Raw genomic sequence first — 22350 nt, 5'->3', positions numbered from 1 at the left:
GGTTGTAGATTGCGCTTGCGTGGGCGCGGGCTTGCCCCGCGATAACCATGCACAATTCACTGACGCTATCGCGGGACAAGCCCGCTCCCACGCAACTTCGAGAAAACTGCTGGCTTGCTTGAATCTTTGCTCTCCCGCGGTCGCGCCAACCTCAGTGGTTACTTGAACCGCCGCTCAACCCCTTTCTCGACCAAGATCTTCGCCGAAATCTCTTCCACCGAAAAATGCGTCGAGTTGATGTTGGGAATGTTCTCCCGGCGGAACAGATTCTCCACCTCGCGCACCTCGAACTCGCACTGGGCAAAGCTGGCATAGCGGCTATTGGGCTTGCGCTCGTGGCGAATGGCGGTCAAACGATCCGGGTCGATGGTCAGGCCAAACAGCTTGTTGTGATGCTTCTTCAGCACCGCCGGCAGCTGCAGGCGCTCCATGTCATCCTCGGTCAGCGGGTAGTTGGCCGCACGAATGCCAAACTGCATCGCCATGTACAGGCAGGTTGGGGTCTTGCCGCAGCGCGAGACACCCACCAGAATCAGGTCGGCCTTGTCGTAGTAATGGGTGCGGGCGCCGTCGTCGTTATCCAGGGCGAAGTTGACCGCTTCGATGCGCTCCATGTAGTTGGAGTTGCCGCCGATCGAATGGGATTTGCCCACCGAATACGACGAATGGGCAGTCAATTCTTGCTCGAGCGGGGATAAAAACGTCGAAAAGATGTCGATCATGAAGCCATTTGAGGTCGCCAGGATCTCACGAATGTCCTGGTTGACGATGGTGTCGAAGATGATCGGGCGCACGCCGTCACGCTCGGCCGCAGCGTTGATTTGCTGGACCATGGTCCGCGCTTTGTCTGGGCTGTCGATGTACGGGCGGGTGAATTTATTGAAGCCGATGCTATCGAATTGGGCGAGCAGACTTTGACCCAGGGTCTCGGCAGTGATGCCGGTGCCGTCGGAGATGAAAAACGCGGTTCGTTTCATTTGCACCCTAGGCCTTAAGCTGATGACGTTTCTTGGATATGATAAGTTCGGTTTGCCGAATGCGGCTGTCGGCATTCTCACTTATTTTCCAGGTCCAGGCCACAAGCGTCCGGCCCAGTCAATTCAGGCAGGCGGGCGCCCTTTGAGCTTTTCCAACACAGTTAGTGGAGAGATCACCTTGGTAGAGTACGTAGTTTCCCTCGATAAGCTCGGCGTCCATGATGTGGAGCATGTGGGGGGCAAGAACGCATCCCTGGGCGAGATGATCAGTAACCTCGCCGGTGCCGGCGTTTCGGTGCCGGGCGGCTTTGCCACTACGGCTCAGGCGTACCGCGATTTTCTCGAGCAGAGCGGGCTGAACGACCGCATCCACGCCGCGCTCGACGCGCTGGACGTCGATGACATCAATGCCCTGACCAAGACCGGCGCACAGATTCGCCAGTGGGTCATGGAAGCCGAGTTCCCCGCGCGCCTGGATTCGGAAATCCGAACAGCCTTCGCTGCCATGGCCGCCGGCAATGACAACATGGCGGTCGCCGTGCGTTCCTCGGCGACCGCCGAAGACTTGCCAGACGCCTCGTTCGCCGGCCAGCAGGAAACCTTCCTGAACATTCGCGGCGTCGACAACGTCATCCGCGCCGCCAAGGAAGTGTTCGCCTCGCTGTTCAATGACCGTGCCATCGCCTACCGCGTGCACCAGGGCTTCGACCACAAGCTGGTGGCCTTGTCCGCGGGCGTGCAGCGCATGGTCCGCTCGGAAACGGGCACCGCCGGTGTGATGTTCACCCTCGACACCGAGTCGGGCTTCCGCGACGTGGTGTTCATCACTGGCGCCTACGGCCTGGGCGAAACTGTGGTGCAGGGTGCGGTCAACCCTGACGAATTCTACGTGCACAAGAACACCCTGCAGGCCGGCCGCCCGGCTATCCTGCGGCGCAACCTGGGCAGCAAGGCGATCAAGATGATCTACGGCGACGAGGCCAAGGCCGGTCGTTCGGTCAAGACCGTCGAAGTCGACCGTGCCGAACGCGCGCGCTTCTGCCTGACCGATGCCGAGGTCAGCGAGCTGGCCAAGCAGGCGATGATCATCGAGCAGCACTACCAGCGGCCGATGGACATCGAGTGGGCCAAAGATGGTGATGACGGCCAGCTGTACATCGTTCAGGCCCGTCCTGAGACCGTGAAGAGCCGCGCCAGCGCCAATGTCATGGAACGCTACCTGCTCAAAGAGAAGGGCACCGTGCTGGTCGAAGGCCGCGCAATCGGCCAACGCATCGGCGCTGGTAAAGTCCGGGTGATCAACGACGTGTCCGAGATGGACAAGGTCCAGCCAGGCGACGTGTTGGTTTCCGACATGACCGACCCAGACTGGGAGCCGGTGATGAAGCGCGCCAGCGCTATCGTCACCAACCGTGGCGGGCGTACTTGCCACGCGGCGATCATCGCGCGTGAGCTGGGTATTCCGGCTGTAGTGGGCTGCGGCAACGCCACCCAACTGCTCAAGGATGGCCAGGGCGTTACCGTCTCCTGCGCCGAAGGCGATACCGGTTTCATCTTCGAGGGTGAACTGGGCTTCGACATCAAGCAAAACTCGGTCGATGCCATGCCTGACTTGCCGTTCAAGATCATGATGAACGTCGGCAACCCAGACCGTGCTTTCGACTTCGCCCAGCTGCCCAACGCCGGTGTCGGCCTGGCGCGCCTGGAGTTCATCATCAACCGCATGATTGGCGTGCACCCCAAGGCACTGCTCAACTACGCAGGCTTGCCAGCGGAGCTCAAAGAGAGCGTCGACAAGCGTATTGCCGGCTACAACGACCCGGTCGGTTTCTATGTCGAGAAGCTGGTCGAGGGCATCAGCACCCTGGCGGCGGCCTTCTACCCGAAAAAGGTCATCGTGCGCCTGTCGGACTTCAAGTCCAACGAATACGCCAACCTGATCGGCGGCAAGCTGTACGAGCCGGAAGAAGAGAACCCGATGCTGGGCTTCCGCGGCGCCTCGCGTTACATCAGCGAGTCGTTCCGTGACTGCTTCGAGCTCGAGTGCCGTGCACTCAAGCGTGTGCGCGACGAGATGGGCCTGACCAACGTCGAGATCATGGTGCCGTTCGTGCGCACCCTCGGCGAAGCCAGCCAGGTCGTCGACCTGCTGGCCGAAAACGGCCTGGCCCGTGGCGACAACGGTCTGCGCGTGATCATGATGTGCGAGCTGCCATCCAACGCCATCCTGGCTGAAGAGTTCCTTGAGTACTTCGATGGCTTCTCCATCGGCTCCAACGACCTGACCCAGTTGACCCTGGGCCTGGACCGCGATTCGGGGATCATCGCTCACCTGTTCGACGAGCGTAACCCGGCCGTGAAGAAGCTGCTGGCCAACGCCATCCAGGCGTGCAACAAGGCTGGCAAGTACATCGGTATCTGCGGCCAGGGTCCATCGGACCACCCAGACCTGGCCAAGTGGCTGATGGAGCAGGGCATCGAGAGTGTGTCGCTGAACCCGGACTCGGTACTCGAGACCTGGTTCTTCCTGGCCGAAGGCCAAGGCGCAGCCTGATCCAGCCAATGCGCAGGCACCTTCGCGTGCCTGCGCCCGTTTTCTTCGGGGCGAGTTCCAGTGATGGTTCGCGCCCTTTTTCATACAAGTACCTTATGCAAAGCAGCAGCACCCTTTTCCCCGTGGCCTTGCAAAGTGCCGAGCGCCGCGGCGATCTCAGTGAGGACGTGTATCGGATCAAGGCCGGCAACAGCCCCGACCCGAGCGTCGAGCTGGCCGTGACCCGCCTAGGGCTAGCCGACCATAGCCGTGGCCCGGGCGTGCCGGTGATTCTTCTGCATGGCAGTTTTTCCAATCGGCGCTTCTGGTTCTCGCCCAAGGGCGTGGGCCTGGGCGCCTTTCTGGCGCGTGCCGGGTTCGATGTATGGATTCCGGAGATGCGCGGCCATGGCTTGTCGCCACGCAACCGCCAGTGGCGCCATAACCGGGTGGCCGACTATGCCCGCTACGACCTGCCCTTGATTGCTGCGTTCGTGCAGGAACAAGCCGGCCAGGCGCCGCATTGGCTTGGCCATTCATTGGGTGGCACTACCTTGGCTGCGGCCTTGGGCGGCGGTTATCTGGAGCCGGAACGGGTCGCCAGTGCGGCGTTCTTCGGCACCCAGGTCAGCCGCGTCTATTGGCCGTTGAAAGTGCCGACGGTGGAGTGGGGCGCGCGCCTGGTGCTCAAGCGCTTTGCGCAGATTTCCGGCTCGCGGCTCAAGCGTGGCCCGGAAGATGAACCGATCGGCCTGGCGCTGGAAAGCATGCGCTGGCATGGCCTGTTCGGCCGCTTCGGTGGCAAGGACGGCGACTGGTGGGCCGGCTTGGCGCAGGTTGATGTGCCGGTGCTGGCGGTGGCCGGGGCGGGCGATTTCCAGGATCCGGTGTGGGCCTGTCGCAAGTTGTTCGATCAATTAGGTGGCGAGCGCAAGCAGTTTCTGCGGCTGGGGCGCGAAGAGGGCTTCGAGCCGTTCGGACACGTCGATATGTTGGTCAGCAAGGCCGCTCAGCAGCAGGTGTGGCCGTTGGTGGAGGGGTGGCTGCGCGATCCAATGGCGCAGGTGCACGGGGCTGTGGCGGTTTCGCAGGTGGTGCCAGCGGTTTAGCGTGTGGGTGGCTGTTTGTCGTCTCATCGCAGGGCAAGCCCGCTCCCACGCTGTTCGACTCGCAGGACAATGGCGTGGGAGCGGGCTTGCCCCGCGATGAGGCGCCAATCAATCTGACTGCTCGGTCCCGGATGACTGCGACACCGTCCCCGGTGTAGCCTTGCACTCAACCCTTGTTTTCGTTGTGCCTGACAGGAGCTTTCCCATGCAGCATTACGTAACGCCCGACCTGTGCGATGCCTACCCAGAGCTGATCCAGGTGCTGGAGCCGATGTTCAGCAACTTCGGTGGTCGCGACTCTTTTGGTGGGCAGATCGTCACCATCAAGTGCTTCGAAGACAACTCGCTGGTCAAAGCCCAGGCTGAACTGGACGGCAAAGGCAAGGTGCTGGTAGTCGACGGTGGTGGTTCGCTGCGCTGCGCACTGCTCGGTGACATGATCGCCGACAAAGCGGCAAAAAATGGCTGGGAAGGCTTGGTGATCTACGGCTGCGTGCGCGACGTCGATGTGCTGGCGCAGACCAACCTCGGCGTCCAGGCCTTGGCCAGCCACCCGATGAAGACCGACAAGCGCGGCCTGGGTGATCTCAACGTCAATGTGACCTTTGCCGGGGTGACCTTCCGCCCGGGTGAGTACGTGTATGCCGACAACAACGGCGTGCTGATCTCGCCAAGCCCGCTGAAAATGCCGGAGTGATGCGCCGCGCGCGCTGATGGAGCTTCAATGTTCGAGGAAGACAACGCGCAGTGGGGGCTGGTCCATGCTCTGGTGCTCGATGGCAAAGGTGGCGCGCGTTCTATCGCTCGGACCGAATTGGATAGCTTCCAGTTGCAGCCGCAGGAGAGCCTCTGGCTGCATTGGGACCGCAGTCATCCGCAGACCCGCAGCTGGTTGCTGCGCGAAAGTGGCCTGAGCGAATTCAGCTGCGATCTGCTGCTGGAAGAAAACACTCGTCCACGTCTGCTGCCGTTGGCCAATGAACAAGTGTTGCTGTTCTTGCGCGGGGTCAACCTCAATCCGGGCGCCGAGCCCGAAGACATGGTGTCTGTGCGCATCTTCGCCGAGGCACAGCGGGTCATCTCGCTGCGCTTGAGGCCACTGCGTGCCAGCGATGAAATTCTCCAGCTGCTGGATCAAGGGCGCGGGCCGAAGTCGGCGTCCGAGCTGCTGTTGCTGATGGGTGAGCTGTTGACCGAAAAGGTCCAGGCCCTGGTCAGCGATCTGTCCGAGCTGGTCGATATCGAAGAAGAGAAGGTCGAATCCGACGAACGGTATAGTCCAGAGCACGGCAGCCTGCAGCAGATTCGTCGACGTGCCGCAGGCTTGCGACGGTTTCTGGCGCCGCAACGGGACATCTATGCCCAGCTTTCCCGCAACAAGTGGAGCTGGTTCGCCGATGCCGATGCCGATTACTGGAACGAGCTCAACAACAGCCTGATTCGTTATCTGGAAGAGCTCGAGCTGACCCGCGAACGCGCGGCGCTGGTGCTGGAGAGCGAGGATCGGCGGCGCAGCGAGCGGATGAACCGGACCATGTACCGCTTCGGTATCATCACCTGTATTTTCCTGCCCATGAGCTTCATTACCGGCTTGTTGGGCATCAACGTTGGGGGTATCCCCGGTGCCGACAGCCCCTATGGCTTCCTGTTCGCCAGCCTGGTGGTATTGGGCCTGGCGCTGGGCCAGTGGTGGTTGTTCCGCAAGCTGCGGTGGGTGTGAATGGTGCATTTTGAAACAATCGTCATGCTGCGCCGTGTGACCCATCGCCTGGCGCCCTCGTCTTTGACTGACACTGCGCGAGGTGCCTATGCACGATCCGTTTGAACAATCGTTGCGCGACCTGCTCAACGCGTCGCCGTCCGGCCAGGACCGAGACGACGCTGCGTGCCTGGGGCGCGTGCTGAAAACTGCCAACCGCCAGGTTGGTGCCGGCGTTCTGTTCAGCCTGCTTGGCCGTTGGGGCCAGGCGCTGATGATCGCCGTGAACAATGGCTCGGCGCATGTTGCGCCGGTGCGCCGCACCGCTGCCGCTGGCAGCAAAGCTGATAAGGCCGATTGAATATGGAACTCGATCTCTGGACCCAGAGCCTGGTCACTGCGATGACCGCCCTTTGGACCAAGGTAGCGAACTTCATCCCCAACCTGTTCGGCGCGCTGGTCGTGGTGCTGCTCGGTTTCGTGGTGGCCAAGCTGCTCGACACGCTGCTATCCAAGCTGCTGGCCAAGTTCGGCCTGGACCGCTTGATGAGCGGCACCGGCCTGACCAAGATGCTCAGCCGGGTCGGCATCCAGGTGCCGATCTCGACCCTGATCGGCAAGATCGTCTACTGGTTCGTACTGCTGATCTTCCTCGTCTCGGCGGCGGAATCGCTCGGCCTTGAGCGGGTTTCGGCGACCCTGGACATGCTTGCGCTGTACCTGCCCAAAGTGTTTGGCGCAGCCTTGGTACTGCTTGCCGGTGTGCTCCTGGCGCAACTGGTCAACGGCCTGACGCGGGGTGCGGCTGAAGGCATTGGCCTGGAATACGCAGCCGGCGTTGGGCGGATTGCCCAGGGCCTGGTGATCATGATTGCGATCTCTGTGGCCATCAGCCAGCTCGAGGTCAAGACCGACTTGCTCAACCACGTCATCGTCATCGGTTTGATTACCGTTGGTCTGGCAGTTGCATTGGCCATGGGGCTGGGTAGCCGGGAAATCGCCGGGCAGATCCTGGCCGGAATTTACGTTCGCGAACTCTATCAAGTCGGCCAGCAGGTGCGGATTGGAGAGGTCGAAGGGCAGATCGAAGAGATCGGCACGGTCAAGACGACGTTGCTGACCGATGATGGCGAACTGGTGTCGTTGTCGAATCGAGAACTGCTTGAGCAGCGAGTCGATAGCCGCTAACCGCACAAAAGCTGTTAATGTATGCCGCCGCGAAAAACCGACCCTTTGGGGCGGCGCGGCGAATTGACCTGACTGTCGGCCAGATCCGTTTTGAATAAAGTTCACTCGCTGCCCATGCGCTATGACCCCCGCGAGCTCACCGACGAGGAGTTGGTGGCGCGTTCGCATGAGGAGCTGTTTCATGTTACTCGCGCCTATGAAGAGCTCATGCGGCGCTACCAGCGGACCTTGTTCAACGTCTGTGCGCGTTACCTTGGGAACGACCGGGATGCGGACGATGTCTGTCAGGAAGTGATGTTGAAAGTGTTGTACGGCCTGAAGAACTTCGAAGGTAAATCGAAGTTCAAGACCTGGCTCTACAGCATCACTTACAACGAGTGCATCACCCAGTATCGCAAGGAGCGTCGTAAACGAAGGCTGATGGATGCCCTTAGTCTTGACCCTGTTGAAGAGGCGTCTGAAGACAAGGCTCCAAAGCCCGAAGAGAAGGGTGGCCTGGACAAATGGCTGGTGCATGTTAATCCGATCGATCGGGAAATCCTGGTGCTGCGATTTGTCGCAGAGCTGGAATTCCAGGAGATCGCCGATATCATGCACATGGGCTTGAGCGCAACCAAAATGCGTTACAAGCGTGCGCTCGACAAGCTTAGAGAGAAATTTGCAGGTGAGGTTGAAACTTAGTGACCGGCAAATGTCTCTAACCACCGGCGAGTTCTGCTAGACTAGCCGTCGAGTTGTCCCCCGGATTTTGGTGGGACCGCTTAACTATCACCAGATGGGGATTTAACGGATGAAATTGAAAAACACTTTGGGCTTGGCCATTGGCTCGCTCGTAGCTGCTACTTCGTTCGGTGCTCTGGCTCAAGGCCAAGGCGCTGTCGAAATCGAAGGTAACGTCACCAAGCAGTACTACGACAGCGAGCGTAACTTCAAGAACGACGGCACCAATCCTGGTGTTCGCCTCGGTTACTTCCTGACCGACGACGTTTCCCTGGATCTGGGCTACAACGAGACCCACAACGCTCGTGGCGAAGTCTTCAACAAAGACATCAAAGGTTCCAAAACCAAGCTGGACGCCACCTACCACTTCGGTACCGTTGGCGACGCGCTGCGTCCGTACGTCTCCGCTGGCTTCGCCCACGAGAGCCTGGGCCAAGCTACCCGTAGCGGCCGCGACCACTCCACCTTCGCCAACGTTGGCGCTGGCGCCAAGTGGTACATCACCGACATGTTCTTCGCCCGTGCTGGCGTTGAAGCCATGTACAACATCGACAACGGCAACACCGAGTGGGGCCCAACCGTTGGTCTGGGTCTGAACTTCGGTGGTAGCGGCGGCAAGCAGCCTGCTCCTGCTCCTGCTCCAGTTGCTGAAGTTTGCTCCGACAGCGACAACGACGGCGTTTGCGACAACGTCGACAAGTGCCCAGACACCCCGGCCAACGTTACCGTTGACGCCGACGGCTGCCCGGCAGTTGCCGAAGTCGTACGTGTTGAGCTGGACGTGAAGTTCGACTTCGACAAGTCGGTCGTCAAGCCAAACAGCTACGGCGACATCAAAAACCTGGCCGACTTCATGAAGCAGTACCCGTCGACCACCACCACCGTTGAAGGTCACACTGACTCCGTCGGTCCAGACGCTTACAACCAGAAGCTGTCCGAGCGTCGTGCCAGCGCTGTCAAGCAAGTGCTGACCCAGCAGTACGGTGTTGAATCCAGCCGTGTTGATTCGGTTGGCTACGGTGAGACCCGTCCGGTTGCTGACAACGCCACCGAAGAAGGTCGCGCTGTTAACCGTCGCGTTGAAGCGCAAGTAGAAGCTCAGTCCAAGTAATTGGTTTGAGGTTCATGAAAAACCCGGCCTAGGCCGGGTTTTTCTTTGCCTGAAATTCGTCCTGGGTGCTAGCTGGCCAACTGCTGTTGCAGGGTCTGCTGGGCGGCGTGTCCGACGACTTCGCCAATCACCAGGATCGCAGGGCTTCGCAGGCCGAATGCATGGGCATCTGAGCCCATTCGCTGCAGCTGGCTGCGGCATTCGCGCTGATTGGGCAGCGACGCGTTTTCGATCATCGACACAGGCGTATCGCCAGGCATGCCGGCGCTGAGCAAGCCTTGGCGGATCTCCTCCAGGCGGGCGACGCCCATGTACACCACGAGCGTAGTGCCGCCCTGGGCTAGTCCTGCCCAATTCAGCTCGCTGTCATCCTGGGTGTGTGCAGTGACCAGCGTCACCCCGCGGCTGACGCCACGCAAGGTCAGGGGGATACCGCACTGGGTCGCGCCGGCCAGTCCTGCGGTAATGCCATTGACCACCTCCACTTCAATGCCGTAGCCCTGCAACCACAGTGCCTCTTCGCCGCCACGGCCAAAGATGCACGGATCTCCGCCTTTGAGCCGCACTACGCAACGACCCTGGCGGGCATGGCGCAGCATCAGCCGTTGAATGAACGCTTGCGGCGTCGAGCGACAACCGCCGCGCTTGCCCACGGCAATCACTCGCGCCTGCGGGCAGTGCTCGAGCAGCGCCGGATTGACCAGGTCATCGATCATCACCACCTGGGCCTGGCGTAGCGCACGTACCGCCTTAAGGGTCAGAAGCTCAGGGTCGCCGGGGCCTGCGCCCACCAGCCAGACTTTTGCATGCATTGGGGTGTTCCTCATCAGCAGCGCCGCTCAGCCTTTGAACAGGCAGAACAGCGCAATCAGGTTGAACAGCATCGATAGCAGCGCCAAGGTCCGCCAGACTTTCAGCGGTTCGCGCTCAAGCAACGGCCGAGGGCGGCCGGTCAGCTCCTGGCGGTCACCGCGTTCGAGCAACAACAGCCACTGCTCAGCGGTTTCGAAACGCTGCGCAGGGTCTGCGGCGACGGCCTGCTCCAGGTTGCGCTGGAGCCACTCGGGAAGGTCTGGGCGATAGCGCGCCGGGTTAATCGGGTTGTTGAAACGCGGGTGCTGGAACGCTTCGATTTCGCCGTAGGGGTAGTGCCCGGTGAGCAGCTGATACAGGGTTACGCCCAGCGCGTAGAGGTCTTGGCGGGGGCTGGGCGGTTGCCCTTCGAACGCTTCCGGGGCGATGAACGAGGGGGTTCCGGGCAGATCATGCGGGGCGTCTTCGGAGAGACCTGGGCAATAGGCCAGGCCGAAGTCCAGCAGGCGCAGCTGACCGTCTTCGCCCAGGTGCAGGTTGTCCGGTTTGATGTCCCGGTGCAGCAGGTTGCGTCGGTGCAGCACGCCTACCGCTTGCAGCAACTGGCGGGCGACCTCCAGCCATTGCACCAGCGGCAGCGGGCCGCTTTCGGTCAGCAGGGTCGCCAGGGTCTGCCCTGGGTATTCGCGCATCAGGTAGTACAGGTGCTGGCGATGGCTGGCGGCATGCACCTCGGGGAAATGCCGGCCTGCAACGCGGCGCAGGAACCATTCCTCTTGCAGCAAACGCTGCGCGGCGCCGGCTTGTGTTTCTTGGCCAGTGGGCAAGGTCTTCAGTAGCCACGGGTGACCTTGGCTGTCGTGAACGCGGTACAGCAGTGACTGGCGGCTGCGCGCCAGTTGCGCATCGACCCGCCAGCCATCGATCAGTTGCCCTGGGCGCAGCGCTGTCGGCACAGGCCACTGTTGCAGTTGTGCCAGGGTGTCTCCCAAGTTTGCTGGCCCCAGTTGCTCGATCCGCACCAGCAGGGCGCTGGCGTTGTCTTGGCTGCCGCACAGATGAGCGCTGGCCACCAGCGTATTGGCCGCCTCCTGTAGATCAGCGTGCTCGCGCAGCACCGAGAGGATGCCTTGGTCGCCCAGGCTGGCCCACACCCCGTCGCTGAGCAGCAGGTAGCTTTCACCGCTGTGCAGCTCGCCTTCGAGGTAGTCGACCAGCAGGTGCTGATCCAGCCCCAAGGCGCGCTTGAGTACATGCTGCATGCCGGGTTGATCCCAGACATGGTCTTCGCTCAGGCAGTGCAAGCGCCCCTGGTGCCAGCGATAGACCCGGCAGTCGCCAACGTGGGCCAGGGTGAAGCGCCGCCCGCGGATCACCAGCGCGCTCAAGGTGGTCAACAGCGGTTGGCCACTGCCCTGGGCGCGCAGCCAGCGGTTTTGCGCCAGCAGCAGGCGATCGAGCGCCTGCGGCACGGCCCAGGTCGCCGGGGTGGCATAGTAATCCAGCGCCAGCGCCTGCAGGCTGGCTCGCGCCGCCAGGCCGCCGTCGGCGCACTGGCTGACGCCGTCGGCGAGGGCGAACAGATAGCCCTTGCTGGCAGCCAGCTCCGGCGCCGGGGTGACCAGGCGCAAAGCGTCCTGGTTTTCCGCGCGCGGGCCGGTGGCCGTGGCTTGGGCAAAGCTCAGTTGCAGGCTCATGTTGGCTGCCTCAGACCCGTGCCGCGGTGACCGCCGCCGAGCCCCAGGTGGTGCGCCAGCGTTGCTTGACCCCATGCAGGCCGAACCAGGCCAGCAGGCCGAGGCTGGCGAACAGCCACAGCCCCAGCTGATAGTCGCCAGTGTGCTGCTTGATCATGCCCAGGCCTGCGGCCAGGATGAAGCCACCGATGCCGCCGGCCATGCCGATCAGCCCGGTCATCACGCCGATTTCCTGGCGAAAGCGCTGCGGTACCAATTGGAACACCGCACCATTGCCCGCACCAAGACCGAGCATGGCGCTGACGAACAAGGCCAAGGCCGCGGCAGCGCTGGGCAGGTTGAAGCCGACCGCAGCGATGCACACTGCGGCTACGCTGTACATGCCCAGCAGGGTGCGGATACCGCCGAAGCGGTCGGCCAGGGCGCCGCCCAGCGGGCGCATCATGCTGCCGCCAAAGACGCAGGCGGCGGTGTAGTAGCCGGCAGTCACCGGGCTCAGCCCGTACTGGTCGCTGAAGTAGCCGGGCAGGGCGCTGGCCAGGCCGATGAAGCCGCCGAAGGTGACGCTGTAGAAGAACATGAACCACCAGCTGTCACGATCACCCAGCGCCTTGAAATAGTCGGCCATGGCTTTGGGCTTGGGGCGTTGTGGGGCGTTGCGTGCCAGCCAGGCGAACAGCACCAGGGTCAGCAGCAGCGGGATCAGGGCGAAGCCGAACACGTTGTTCCAACCAAAGGCTGCCGCCAGCGCCGGGGCCAGCAGTGCGGCGAACACGGTGCCGGAGTTGCCGGCACCCGCGATGCCCATGGCCTTGCCCTGGTGTTGTGGCGGATACCATTGCGAAGCCAGTGGCAGCGAGACCGCGAACGAAGCGCCGGCAACCCCGAGGAACACGCCGAGCAGCAACGCCTGCTCATAGCTGTGCACACCCAGCAACCAGGCACAGGCCAAGGCCAGGATCACCACCACCTGACCGAGCAGGCCGGCGGTTTTTGGCGACAGGCGATCGACCAGCATGCCCATCGCAAAGCGCAGCAGTGCGCCAGCCAGGATCGGTGTCGCGACCATCAGGCCACGTTGTTGCGGGCTCAGTTGCAAGTCGGCGGCGATCTGCACCGCCATGGGGCCAAGCAGGTACCAGACCATGAAGCTCAGGTCGAAATACAGGAACGCGGCGAACAGGGTAGGCACATGCCCGGACTTCCAGAAACTCGTACTCATCGAACACCTCGCGCGGCTTGCAACGGTAGTCATGCCCTGTCTGTGCAGGGCCGGAACGAAAAAGACGCCGCTACCCGATCCACCACAGTGGAGGGGAGAGCGACGTCTTTGTCGGAGGGTTGGGCAACCGCCGTTGGCTACCTGTGGTATTTGTTCAGCAAGAGCCGGGCCAATCTTGAGCCGGCTGTTTTGGCTTGTCAGTGCCGGTCAGCGTTTACTGGCCGCAAGGCTCAGCCCAGCATCTCGTGCATGGCAATAATCTGCTCGGCCACCTGTATCAGCTTCTGCTGTTTGCTCATGGCCTGGCGACGCATCAGGGTGAAGGCCTGCTCCTCGTTGCAGTCCTTCATCGTCATCAGCAAGCCCTTGGCCTGCTCGATGCGCTTGCGCTCGGCCAGTTGCTGGTCGCGCGCCAACAACTGGGCCTTGAGCGCCTGGTCGCTCTCAAAGCGGGCCATGGCTACATCCAGGATCGGCTGCAGGCGGGCGCTATGGATGCCTTCGACGATGTAGGCGCTGACCCCAGCCTGGATCGCCTGGCGCATCACCTGCGGGTCGTGCTCATCGGTAAACAGCACGATGGGGCGCGGTCGATCACGGCTGACCAGCACCACTTGCTCCATCACATCCCGCCCCGGTGACTCGGTATCGATCAATACCACATCGGGACGCACCGTTTCGACGCAGGCGGGCAGGTCGATGGTCAGCCCGCCAGCTTCGATGACCTCGAAGCCGGCTTCGACCAGTGCGGCCTTGAGCCGGCCAACTTTCTTTTCGGTGTCGTCGATCAGCAGGATGCGTAGCATGTTCGTCCCCCTCACAGACCGACACGGGCGCTGGGTGTTTCAGCCATGGCATGCAGGCGAAAGCTGCGCGCATAGCCGTGGGGATCGCTGCCATCCCAGCGGATGCCGTCGATCAGCAGGCTGCTGCGCATTGGCAGCTCAGCGCAAGGCACGCCGAGTGCTGCCGCAGCTTCCCGGTAGAGCGCCAGCTGCTGCACCTGGCGAGCGACGTCGAGGTAATCAGGGTCTTCGCGCAAAAGACCCCAGCGGCGGAACTGAGTCATGAACCACATGCCGTCGGACAGGTACGGCAGGTTGGCCCGGCCTTGGTCGAACAGGCGCAGCGCATGCCGGTCTTGCCAGCGGTTGCCCAGGCCGTCCTGGTAGTCGCCGAGCAAGCGCGGCTCGATGTTTTCCAGCGGCGTATCCAGGTACGCCTTGCCGCTGAGCAACTGGGCGGTGCTGCGGCGGTTTTCCGGGCTCTGCTCGATGAAGCGGCTGGCGGCGAGAATGGCTGTGATCAAGGCTCGGGCGCTGTTGGGGTATTGCTCGGCAAAGGCGCGCGCGCAACCGAGGACTTTTTCTGGATGATCTGGCCAGATCGACTGACTGGTGGCCAGGGTGAAACCTTGGCCTTGGGCCACGGCATCGGCCGACCAGGGTTCGCCGACGCAAAAGCCATCGATACGCCCGGCCTGGACGTGAGCGACCATCTGCGCCGGTGGCACCACGACACTGTGCACGTCGCGCAGTGGATGAATGCCTTGGCTGGCCAGCCAATAGTACAACCACATCGCGTGGGTGCCGGTGGGGAAGGTCTGGGCGAAGGTCAGTCGTGGGCCATTTTGGTGCGCAAGCCTGGCCAGTGCTTCAGGGCTGGTCACGCCCTTGCGTTGCAGGGCCGGCGACAGGTTGATCGCCTGGGCATTCTGGTTGAGGCCCATGAGCACCGCCATGTCGCTGACCGGTACTCCGCCGATACCCAGGTGTACGGCGTAGATCAGGCCATATAGGCAGTGCGCCGCGTCGAGTTCGCCGCTGACCAGTTTATCGCGCAGGCCGGCCCAGGAGGCCTGGCGCTTGAGGTTGAGGGTCAGGCCCTGTTGCTGGGCAAAGCCTTGGGTGGCTGCGACCACTACCGAAGCACAATCGGTCAGAGCCATGAAGCCAATGTCCAGGCTGGGCTTTTCCGGTGCATCGCTGCCGTTGACCCAGGCCAGAGGTGTTGCGCGGGGGAATGTATTCACGAAGCTCCTCGCCCGTACTGAATAGGCTTTGAAGCCTGAGCGAAGCAAGCGATATGCCAGAGGTGCGGTAAAGGCCTGTCGCGGCGGCGGCGTGCTGGCTATAATCGCCCCCTCACTCACCCCCGAGTCTTGCCCGCCCATGTATACCCTGGCCCGCCAGCTGTTGTTCAAGCTTTCTCCGGAAACCTCCCACGACCTGTCCCTCGACCTGATCGGCGCAGGTGGCCGGCTGGGGCTCAATGGCTTGCTGTGCAAGCAGCCGGCAGCAACCCCGGTGACCGTCATGGGCTTGAACTTCGCCAACCCGGTGGGCCTGGCCGCAGGCTTGGACAAGAATGGCGCGGCCATCGATGGCTTCGCCCAGCTGGGTTTTGGCTTCGTCGAGATCGGCACCGTGACCCCGCGTGCGCAACCGGGCAACCCCAAGCCGCGCCTGTTCCGTCTGCCAGAGGCGAGCGCGATCATCAACCGCATGGGCTTCAACAACCTAGGCGTCGATCATTTGCTCACGCGGGTGCGGGCTTCGCGCTATGACGGCATCCTGGGCATCAATATTGGCAAGAACTTCGACACCCCGGTCGAGCGCGCGGTTGACGACTACCTGATCGGCCTGGAGAAGGTCTACAACGACGCCAGCTATATCACCGTCAACGTCAGCTCGCCGAATACCCCGGGCCTGCGTTCGCTGCAGTTCGGTGACTCGCTCAAGCAACTGCTCGATGCCCTGGCCGTGCGCCGCGAGCAACTGGCGAGCGAGCATGGCAAGCGCGTGCCGCTGGCGATCAAGATCGCCCCGGACATGACCGATGAAGAAACTGCCCTGGTAGCGGCGGCCTTGCTCGAGTCGGGTATGGATGCAGTGATCGCCACCAACACCACGCTGTCTCGCGAAGGCGTCGAAGGCCTGCCGTTCGGCGGCGAGGCGGGTGGGCTGTCGGGGGCTCCAGTGCTGGAAAAAAGCACCCACACGGTGAAGGTGCTGGCGGGCGAGCTGTCCGGGCGGATGCCGATCATCGCTGCGGGCGGGATTACCGAAGGCCGGCATGCTGCCGAGAAGATCGCCGCGGGTGCGAGCCTGGTACAGATCTATTCGGGCTTCATCTACAAGGGCCCGGCGTTGATTCGCCAGGCGGTGGATGCCATCGCTGCCATGCCGCGCCAGTAACGGCGGGGCATAAAAAAGGGCCCCATCAAGGGGCCCCTGGGCCGTAGCCCGCCGCCCGGATGGGGCGTGCATGGTGACTCGAATTCAATGTCCTCGTTCAGCCAACGGCGTGATTTTCGTTGAGTCTATGGATGCCAGCGGTGCCGGTCATACCGTCCCAGTTATCTCCGCGACCTTCGCGCCAGCCGTTGATCCAGGCCTGGCGAACGGATGGAAGGGTGAAGGGGCAAAGTTCGCGAGATTTGCCGGTGACCCCATACTGGTAGCCACGTGAATATGCTCTTTCCAACGGATCACGCTTAAGTCTTCTCATAGGGTGTTGCCCTCACTTGTTGACTGTAATGTCCCGTCGGCCTCTCTGAGGCCGGGCAGAATCTTTCTGCCGGTTTTGCGCTCGCTGCCGGCGTCGCGAGCAGAAGTGTCGTTCCATTGCGAAACGACCTGAGTTCAGTTCTAACGAATGCGAGTCACAGTGTGAATGATCGATTTGTCATAAGGACGTAACCTTTCTGCCGATGAAAGGATAAGTAAAATGCGACTCAACCCTGTTTAGGCTTTAGCCCGCTATGATCAGGGTTTAGTGGCGGTTGCAGTCATTTGGCCATTGTTTCCGGCACATGACTGAAATAATTGGTAATGCGACGAAGGGTCACGCCTTCCCCGCGAACCCACGAAATTTTCACACTGCCCGACGATCAAAGCGTTTTCACCCAGGTGAGTGCTTAACTGTCGGGTGGCCTGGCGCTTGCTCTGCACGCAGCGCCACCCGAGCGCCTGTGAAAAGGGCGCTCGGGTAAACATCGGCGGGACGATGCGTCGACCCGTCACTTAAATAGCCAAAGGCTCTGGATTACTCATGTCGGACCGTTTCGAACTTTATCTCACCTGCCCCAAGGGCCTGGAAGGCCTGCTTGCCGAAGAGGCCCGTGGCCTTGGTCTGGAGGAGGTGCGTGAGCACACCTCGGCGATTCGTGGCGAGGCCGACATGGAAACCGCCTACCGCCTGTGCCTTTGGTCGCGCCTGGGCAACCGCGTGCTGCTGGTCCTCAAGCGCTTCTCGATGAAGAACGCCGATGACCTGTACGACGGCGTCAACGCCGTCGACTGGCAGGATCACCTGACCGCCGATGGCACCCTGGCCGTGGAGTTCAGCGGGCATGGTTCGGGGATCGACAACACTCACTTCGGCGCCTTGAAGGTCAAGGACGCGATTGTCGACAAGCTGCGTAACCGTGAAGGGCTGCGTCCTTCGGTGGACAAGCTCAACCCGGACTTGCGCGTACATCTGCGCCTGGACCGTGGCGAGGCGATTCTCTCGCTCGACCTCTCCGGGCACAGCTTGCACCAGCGTGGCTACCGCCTGCAGCAAGGCGCCGCGCCGCTGAAAGAAAACCTCGCGGCGGCCGTGCTGATCCGCGCCGGCTGGCCGCGAATTGCCGCCGAAGGCGGCGCCCTGGCCGACCCGATGTGCGGCGTGGGCACGTTCCTGGTCGAAGCGGCGATGATCGCCGCCGACATCGCCCCCAACCTCAAGCGCGAGCGTTGGGGTTTCAGCGCCTGGCTCGGTCACGTGCCGGCGCTGTGGCGCAAGGTGCACGACGAGGCGGCAGCCCGCGCCGAGGCTGGCTTGGCCAAGCCAGCGCTGTGGATTCGCGGTTATGAGGCCGATCCACGGCTGATCCAGCCGGGGCGCAACAACGTCGAGCGTGCCGGCCTGGCGGACTGGGTGAAGATCTACCAGGGTGAAGTCGGCAGCTTCGAGCCGCGTCCTGACCAGAATCAAAAAGGCCTGGTCATCAGCAACCCGCCTTATGGCGAGCGCCTGGGTGACGAAGCCAGCTTGCTCTACCTCTACCAGAACCTTGGCGAACGCCTGCGCCAGGCCTGCCTGGGTTGGGAAGCTGCGGTGTTCACCGGTGCGCCTGAGCTGGGCAAGCGCATGGGGATCCGCAGCCACAAGCAATACGCCTTCTGGAACGGCGCGTTGCCGTGCAAACTGCTGCTGTTCAAGGTTCAACCAGATCAGTTCGTCACTGGCGAGCGTCGCTCGTCCGAGTCGCAAGAAGTCGACAGCCCACGTCCGCTGGCGGTGGCCAGTGAACCGGCGCGGTTGTCCGAAGGCGCGCAGATGTTCGCCAACCGCTTGCAGAAAAACCTCAAGCAACTGGGCAAGTGGGCCCGCCGCGAGCAGGTCGATTGCTACCGCCTGTATGACGCCGACATGCCCGAGTACGCCCTGGCGGTCGATCTCTATCAGGATTGGGTGCACGTGCAGGAATACGCCGCACCGCGCTCGATCGACCCGGACAAGGCTCAAGGCCGTCTGCTCGATGCCCTGGCGGCCATTCCCCAGGCGCTGGGCATCGATCCGCAGCGTGTGGTGCTCAAGCGTCGCGAGCGCCAGAGTGGCACCCGCCAGTATGAGCGTCAGGCTACCGAAGGGCGCTTCCAAGAAGTCAAGGAAGGTGGCGTCAAGCTGCTGGTCAACCTCACCGACTACCTGGACACCGGGCTGTTCCTCGACCATCGCCCGATGCGCATGCGCATCCAGCGCGAGGCTGCCGGCAAGCGCTTCCTCAACCTGTTCTGCTACACCGCCACTGCCACTGTGCATGCCGCCAAAGGCGGCGCGCGCGACACCACCAGCGTCGACCTGTCCAAGACCTACCTGGACTGGGCGCGGCGCAACCTGTCGCTCAATGGCTATTCCGATCGCCATCGCCTGGAGCAGGGCGATGTAATGGCCTGGCTGGAGAACTGCCGCGAGAGCTACGACCTGATCTTCATCGACCCACCCACCTTCTCCAACTCCAAGCGTATGGAAGGCGTGTTCGATGTGCAGCGGGACCACGTGCAGTTGCTCGACCTGGCCCTGGCCCGTCTGGCGCCGGGTGGCGTGCTGTACTTCTCCAACAACTTCCGCAAGTTCCAGCTCGACGAGAGCCTGAGCGCACGCTACGCCGTGGAGGAGATCAGCGCCCAGACCGTCGACCCGGACTTTGCGCGTAACAGCAAGATTCACCGGGCATGGCGTTTGCAACTGCGTTGAGGCGACGAGGTACATTGCGTCGCTAGTGGCCAATGGCTATAAATAGCTAGGGCCGGACAATTCGCAGGACGCTGACGTGACGAGAATGCTCTATGTCCAAGTGTGGCGTGCGTGCGAAGGTGTTCGGCCTGTTCAGCCAGGCGCTGTCCGCTTGGGCGGTCGCCCTGGTGGCCCTGGTGGCTGGCGGCCTGCTCACGGCCGCCCTGGCCATTGCCGCACAGACCTTCTACAAGCAGCAGTTGCGCCAGCGCTTCGAGCTGCTGGCCAATGAGCGCTACAGCCGCATCGCCGAACGCTTCGATGATCAGGAGCAGCGCCTGGATGGGCTGCGCCGATTCTTCAGCTACTCAAGCGAAATCACCCCGCGTGAGTTCGATGGCTACGTCAAACCGCTGTTGCATCGCACCCAGGCCTATTCCTGGGCACCCAGGGTAGAAGTCGGGCAGCGAGAAAGCTTCGAGCGTCAGGCCAGTGCCTGGCTCGGCCAGCCTTATCACATCCGCGATCAGGACGCGCAAGGCGTGTTGCAGCCAGCAGCGGCGCGCGAGCGTTTTTATCCCGTGCTCTATACCCAGGCGGCGACGTTGCAGGGGCAGCCCTATGGCTTGGATCTGCTCGGCCAGCCGCTGCGTGAAGCCACATTGGCGCGAGCGTCGGCGCCGGGGAGCATGGCGGTGTCGGCCCCGTTGGACATGATCAATGTCGAGCCGGTGTATGCCCGTGGCCTGCTGATGGTGGCGCCAGTCTTCGCCGAGCGCGGGCCAGACAATGCGCCCAGCGGCTATGTCATGGCGCTGCTGAGCATGCGCCAGCTGATCGCCGAGGGCCTGCCGCCGCCGGCCGACGATAACCTGGTGGTGCGCATACTCGACACCTCCGGGAGCAATGGCCAGGAAGCGCTGTACGACTCGCAGAATCCGGTCGCGCAGATTCCGATGGCCAGCAACCACTTGCTGCATTTGGCCGATCATCACTACCAGCTGTCGATCCGGCCCAGCCAGGCTTTTTTGCAGGCCAACCGTTCTTCGGCGGTGCACACCGTGGCATTGCTCGGAGGTCTGCTGAGCGTGTTGCTCAGCGCCTTGCTGTACAGCCTGTTCAGCCAACGTCAGCGCGCCTTGCGGCTGGTCGAACAGCGCACGGCGCAATTGCGCATCAGTGAACAATCCCTGCGCGGCACCCACAACCAGTTACGCAGTGTGCTCGATGCAGCGACCCAGGTGGCAATCATCGCTACCAGCCTCAAGGGTGTGGTCGGCACCTTCAATGCCGGCGCCGAACGCATGCTGGGCTACTCGGCCGGTGAGGCGGTTGGACAGCTGAACCTTGCCGACTTGGTCGAAGCTGAAGAACTCGGCCAGCGAGCGCATGCCTTGACCGTGCGTTACGGGCGGGAGATCGCCGGCGGCCAGGCAATGTTCGCCGAAACCGTGCAAGAGGCCGGCGCAGAGCCCGGCGAGTGGACTTTGGTGCGCAAGGACGGCAGCCACTTGTTGGCCAATATGCTGGTGACTGCGGTGCTCGACGAGCAGGGCTTGTGGGTGGGCTATCTGGCGATTTGTATCGACGTGACCGAGCGGCGTCGGGTGCATGAGGCGCTCGCTGCGCGTGATCGGCTGCTGGAAAAGCTCAGCGCCGAGGTGCCGGGAGGTATCTACCAGTACCGCCTGGATGCCGACGGGCATTCGTGCTTTCCCTATGCCAGCCAGGGTTTGTACGACATCTACGAGGTCGACCTGCAGTTGTTGGGCGAGGATGCGACGGTGGTATTCGAGCGCATTCATCCGGACGATCTGGAGCGGGTACGGCGTTCGGTGCGTTACTCGGCCGAGCATCTGTCGCCGTGGCGTGAGGAGTATCGCGTGGTTCTGCCGCGGGCCGGGCTGCGTTGGGTGAGGGGCGAGGCGACGCCGGAGATTGGCGATAACGGCTGCACCTTGTGGCATGGCTATCTGACGGATGTGTCTGATACCAAGCGGGTTGAGGAAGAGCTGCGAGCGCTGTCGATCACTGATGTGCTGACCGGTATTCATAATCGTCGCTACTTCCAGGAGCGGCTCAAGAGCGAGCTGGAACGGGCCCAGCGTGAGGGTCTGGAGCTGGCGGTGATCATGCTCGATATCGACCATTTCAAGCGCATCAACGATGAGTATGGGCATGCGGTGGGTGACCATGTGTTGCGTAGCCTGTGCCAGCACATTGGCCAGCGGTTGCGCCGTAGCGATGTGTTTTGCAGGTTGGGTGGGGAGGAGTTCATGGTGCTGTGTCCGGGGAGTGATGCTGAGCAGGCGCGGTGGTTGGCGTTGGAGTTGTGGCAGGGGGTGCGGAGTTTGGCGATTGAGGGGGTTGGGCGGGTTACTGCGAGTTTTGGGGTGGCTGGGTGGCGGTCGGGGGAGGGGGCTGATGCTTTGTTGTTGCGGGCGGATGCGGGGGTTTATGCGGCTAAGCAGGCGGGTCGGGATCGGGTTGAGGTGGTGTTGCTTTGAGGGGGTAGTGGCTGATTTCCTGATTTCCTGATTTCCTGATTTGTCTGATTCAATGTGTTTTGTGTGATTATCCATTCACGATGGTGATATTTCGGCACCCTTCCGCCCTTACGGCGGGTCACTTTTTGGCAAACGCCCGGTGTGCCGGCCCAGCCAAAAGTAACCAAAAAAGGCTGCGCTCCACCATCCGGCCCTACGCTGCGCTTCGGGTCCCCTCGCTTCGGTGCCTTCCGGGCCCGCGCGGCCTACGATTTGCTGCGCAAATCTACATCTCGCGCCTTCGGCTACGCCGAAGGGTGCTGCGCACCTGGCCCTACAGACACCTACGCTCGGCCTCCTGAAGTCGCGAAGTTAGTGGCGGCGACTGGGCTGGCGTTATCTGGCGATAGTGACAGGTGTGGGGGATGCTCTGGCCTCTTCGCGGGCAAGCCCGCTTGTATGGTTAGACTTGAAGGGGTGGTGGGACTAAATGCCCGATTCTGACTGTTCGCAGCAGTACAGACCGTGGGAGACATCGCCCCACCCCTTCCACCAAAGCGCCGATAAAGA

General features: G+C 62.3%; 18 protein-coding genes. 11 read left to right on the top strand and 7 right to left on the bottom strand.

What is annotated here, in order from left to right; all coding sequences use genetic code 11:
* Positions 1 to 158: 158 nt before the first annotated feature.
* The gene (gene ppsR / locus AAZU54_RS22610) at positions 159 to 977 is read right to left on the bottom strand and encodes a posphoenolpyruvate synthetase regulatory kinase/phosphorylase PpsR (RefSeq protein ID WP_186557268.1); all 819 of its coding nucleotides are present in this window, start codon (positions 975 to 977) and stop codon (positions 159 to 161) included.
* Between the two features lie 178 nt (positions 978 to 1155).
* Between ppsR and ppsA the strand changes: the two genes are divergently transcribed.
* The 8 genes from ppsA (at position 1156) to AAZU54_RS22570 (ending at position 9337) form a co-directional block, all read left to right on the top strand.
* The gene (ppsA, locus tag AAZU54_RS22605) at positions 1156 to 3531 is read left to right on the top strand and encodes a phosphoenolpyruvate synthase (protein WP_186557267.1); all 2376 of its coding nucleotides are present in this window, start codon (positions 1156 to 1158) and stop codon (positions 3529 to 3531) included.
* Positions 3532 to 3626: 95 nt separating this feature from the next.
* The gene (locus tag AAZU54_RS22600) at positions 3627 to 4619 is read left to right on the top strand and encodes an alpha/beta fold hydrolase (RefSeq protein WP_434727703.1); all 993 of its coding nucleotides are present in this window, start codon (positions 3627 to 3629) and stop codon (positions 4617 to 4619) included.
* Positions 4620 to 4824: 205 nt separating this feature from the next.
* On the top strand, positions 4825 to 5316 hold the full coding sequence (rraA, locus tag AAZU54_RS22595) for a ribonuclease E activity regulator RraA (RefSeq protein WP_434727702.1): 492 nt from the start codon (positions 4825 to 4827) through the stop codon (positions 5314 to 5316).
* Positions 5317 to 5343: 27 nt separating this feature from the next.
* Positions 5344 to 6339, top strand: coding sequence for a zinc transporter ZntB (locus tag AAZU54_RS22590; protein ID WP_434727701.1), 996 nt, complete (start codon positions 5344 to 5346; stop codon positions 6337 to 6339).
* 88 nt (positions 6340 to 6427) lie between these two features.
* A complete protein-coding gene (locus AAZU54_RS22585) occupies positions 6428 to 6679 on the top strand; it encodes a CrfX protein (RefSeq protein WP_186557263.1) in 252 nt (83 codons plus the stop codon).
* Positions 6680 to 6681: 2 nt separating this feature from the next.
* Positions 6682 to 7506 carry a mechanosensitive ion channel family protein gene (locus AAZU54_RS22580; RefSeq protein WP_186557262.1) on the top strand — a complete coding sequence of 275 codons (825 nt, stop codon included), beginning with the start codon at positions 6682 to 6684 and terminating at the stop codon, positions 7504 to 7506.
* Positions 7507 to 7620: 114 nt separating this feature from the next.
* Positions 7621 to 8187: an RNA polymerase sigma factor SigX gene (gene sigX / locus AAZU54_RS22575; RefSeq protein WP_372353289.1), complete on the top strand. Its 567-nt coding sequence runs from the start codon at positions 7621 to 7623 to the stop codon at positions 8185 to 8187.
* 109 nt (positions 8188 to 8296) lie between these two features.
* Positions 8297 to 9337, top strand: coding sequence for an OmpA family protein (locus AAZU54_RS22570; protein WP_186557260.1), 1041 nt, complete (start codon positions 8297 to 8299; stop codon positions 9335 to 9337).
* 68 nt (positions 9338 to 9405) lie between these two features.
* Here the strand turns inward: AAZU54_RS22570 and cobA are convergent, their stop codons facing one another.
* From cobA to AAZU54_RS22545, 5 genes are all read right to left on the bottom strand, one after another.
* Positions 9406 to 10149, bottom strand: a complete 744-nt coding sequence (cobA, locus tag AAZU54_RS22565; protein ID WP_186557259.1) for a uroporphyrinogen-III C-methyltransferase — start codon at positions 10147 to 10149, stop codon at positions 9406 to 9408.
* A gap of 27 nt (positions 10150 to 10176) precedes the next feature.
* Positions 10177 to 11847, bottom strand: coding sequence for a bifunctional protein-serine/threonine kinase/phosphatase (locus tag AAZU54_RS22560; protein WP_186557258.1), 1671 nt, complete (start codon positions 11845 to 11847; stop codon positions 10177 to 10179).
* A gap of 10 nt (positions 11848 to 11857) precedes the next feature.
* Entirely contained in the window at positions 11858 to 13069 is a 1212-nt protein-coding gene (locus AAZU54_RS22555) for a nitrate/nitrite transporter (protein ID WP_186557257.1), read from the bottom strand.
* A gap of 230 nt (positions 13070 to 13299) precedes the next feature.
* The gene (locus AAZU54_RS22550) at positions 13300 to 13875 is read right to left on the bottom strand and encodes an ANTAR domain-containing response regulator (protein ID WP_434727700.1); all 576 of its coding nucleotides are present in this window, start codon (positions 13873 to 13875) and stop codon (positions 13300 to 13302) included.
* Positions 13876 to 13886: 11 nt separating this feature from the next.
* Positions 13887 to 15101 (bottom strand): CmpA/NrtA family ABC transporter substrate-binding protein, encoded by a 1215-nt coding sequence (locus AAZU54_RS22545; RefSeq protein ID WP_312154718.1) that lies wholly within the window; start codon positions 15099 to 15101, stop codon positions 13887 to 13889.
* A gap of 139 nt (positions 15102 to 15240) precedes the next feature.
* Between AAZU54_RS22545 and AAZU54_RS22540 the strand changes: the two genes are divergently transcribed.
* Positions 15241 to 16266, top strand: a complete 1026-nt coding sequence (locus AAZU54_RS22540) for a quinone-dependent dihydroorotate dehydrogenase (RefSeq protein WP_312154719.1) — start codon at positions 15241 to 15243, stop codon at positions 16264 to 16266.
* A 97-nt stretch (positions 16267 to 16363) separates the two neighbouring features.
* Here AAZU54_RS22540 and rmf read toward each other — a convergent pair whose 3' ends face one another.
* On the bottom strand, positions 16364 to 16579 hold the full coding sequence (gene rmf, locus AAZU54_RS22535) for a ribosome modulation factor (RefSeq protein WP_079227119.1): 216 nt from the start codon (positions 16577 to 16579) through the stop codon (positions 16364 to 16366).
* Between the two features lie 543 nt (positions 16580 to 17122).
* On the opposite strand from rmf, the gene rlmKL reads away from it, so the two are divergent.
* Both rlmKL and AAZU54_RS22525 read left to right on the top strand, forming a co-directional pair.
* A complete protein-coding gene (rlmKL, locus tag AAZU54_RS22530; protein WP_186557253.1) occupies positions 17123 to 19315 on the top strand; it encodes a bifunctional 23S rRNA (guanine(2069)-N(7))-methyltransferase RlmK/23S rRNA (guanine(2445)-N(2))-methyltransferase RlmL in 2193 nt (730 codons plus the stop codon).
* Positions 19316 to 19407: 92 nt separating this feature from the next.
* A complete protein-coding gene (locus AAZU54_RS22525; RefSeq protein ID WP_392467630.1) occupies positions 19408 to 21801 on the top strand; it encodes a sensor domain-containing diguanylate cyclase in 2394 nt (797 codons plus the stop codon).
* Positions 21802 to 22350: the final 549 nt, after the last annotated feature.

Source organism: Pseudomonas sp. Je.1.5.c (genome assembly GCF_051129895.1).
Classification (GTDB): Bacteria; Pseudomonadota; Gammaproteobacteria; order Pseudomonadales; family Pseudomonadaceae; genus Aquipseudomonas; species Aquipseudomonas urmiensis.
The sequence above is the reverse complement of the archived record's forward strand: the minus strand, read 5'-3'. Positions and strand labels throughout refer to the sequence as shown.

What these genes read in the sequence shown, in the direction of transcription:
- ppsR (WP_186557268.1), bottom strand. Translation starts at nt 977, where the DNA reads ATGAAACGAACCGCGTTTTTCATCTCCGACGGCACCGGCATCACTGCC.
- AAZU54_RS22600 (WP_434727703.1), top strand. Translation starts at nt 3,627, where the DNA reads ATGCAAAGCAGCAGCACCCTTTTCCCCGTGGCCTTGCAAAGTGCCGAG.
- rraA (WP_434727702.1), top strand. Translation starts at nt 4,825, where the DNA reads ATGCAGCATTACGTAACGCCCGACCTGTGCGATGCCTACCCAGAGCTG.
- AAZU54_RS22590 (WP_434727701.1), top strand. Translation starts at nt 5,344, where the DNA reads ATGTTCGAGGAAGACAACGCGCAGTGGGGGCTGGTCCATGCTCTGGTG.
- AAZU54_RS22585 (WP_186557263.1), top strand. Translation starts at nt 6,428, where the DNA reads ATGCACGATCCGTTTGAACAATCGTTGCGCGACCTGCTCAACGCGTCG.
- AAZU54_RS22580 (WP_186557262.1), top strand. Translation starts at nt 6,682, where the DNA reads ATGGAACTCGATCTCTGGACCCAGAGCCTGGTCACTGCGATGACCGCC.
- sigX (WP_372353289.1), top strand. Translation starts at nt 7,621, where the DNA reads ATGCGCTATGACCCCCGCGAGCTCACCGACGAGGAGTTGGTGGCGCGT.
- AAZU54_RS22570 (WP_186557260.1), top strand. Translation starts at nt 8,297, where the DNA reads ATGAAATTGAAAAACACTTTGGGCTTGGCCATTGGCTCGCTCGTAGCT.
- cobA (WP_186557259.1), bottom strand. Translation starts at nt 10,149, where the DNA reads ATGCATGCAAAAGTCTGGCTGGTGGGCGCAGGCCCCGGCGACCCTGAG.
- AAZU54_RS22560 (WP_186557258.1), bottom strand. Translation starts at nt 11,847, where the DNA reads ATGAGCCTGCAACTGAGCTTTGCCCAAGCCACGGCCACCGGCCCGCGC.
- AAZU54_RS22555 (WP_186557257.1), bottom strand. Translation starts at nt 13,069, where the DNA reads ATGAGTACGAGTTTCTGGAAGTCCGGGCATGTGCCTACCCTGTTCGCC.
- AAZU54_RS22550 (WP_434727700.1), bottom strand. Translation starts at nt 13,875, where the DNA reads ATGCTACGCATCCTGCTGATCGACGACACCGAAAAGAAAGTTGGCCGG.
- AAZU54_RS22540 (WP_312154719.1), top strand. Translation starts at nt 15,241, where the DNA reads ATGTATACCCTGGCCCGCCAGCTGTTGTTCAAGCTTTCTCCGGAAACC.
- rmf (WP_079227119.1), bottom strand. Translation starts at nt 16,579, where the DNA reads ATGAGAAGACTTAAGCGTGATCCGTTGGAAAGAGCATATTCACGTGGC.
- rlmKL (WP_186557253.1), top strand. Translation starts at nt 17,123, where the DNA reads ATGTCGGACCGTTTCGAACTTTATCTCACCTGCCCCAAGGGCCTGGAA.
- AAZU54_RS22525 (WP_392467630.1), top strand. Translation starts at nt 19,408, where the DNA reads ATGTCCAAGTGTGGCGTGCGTGCGAAGGTGTTCGGCCTGTTCAGCCAG.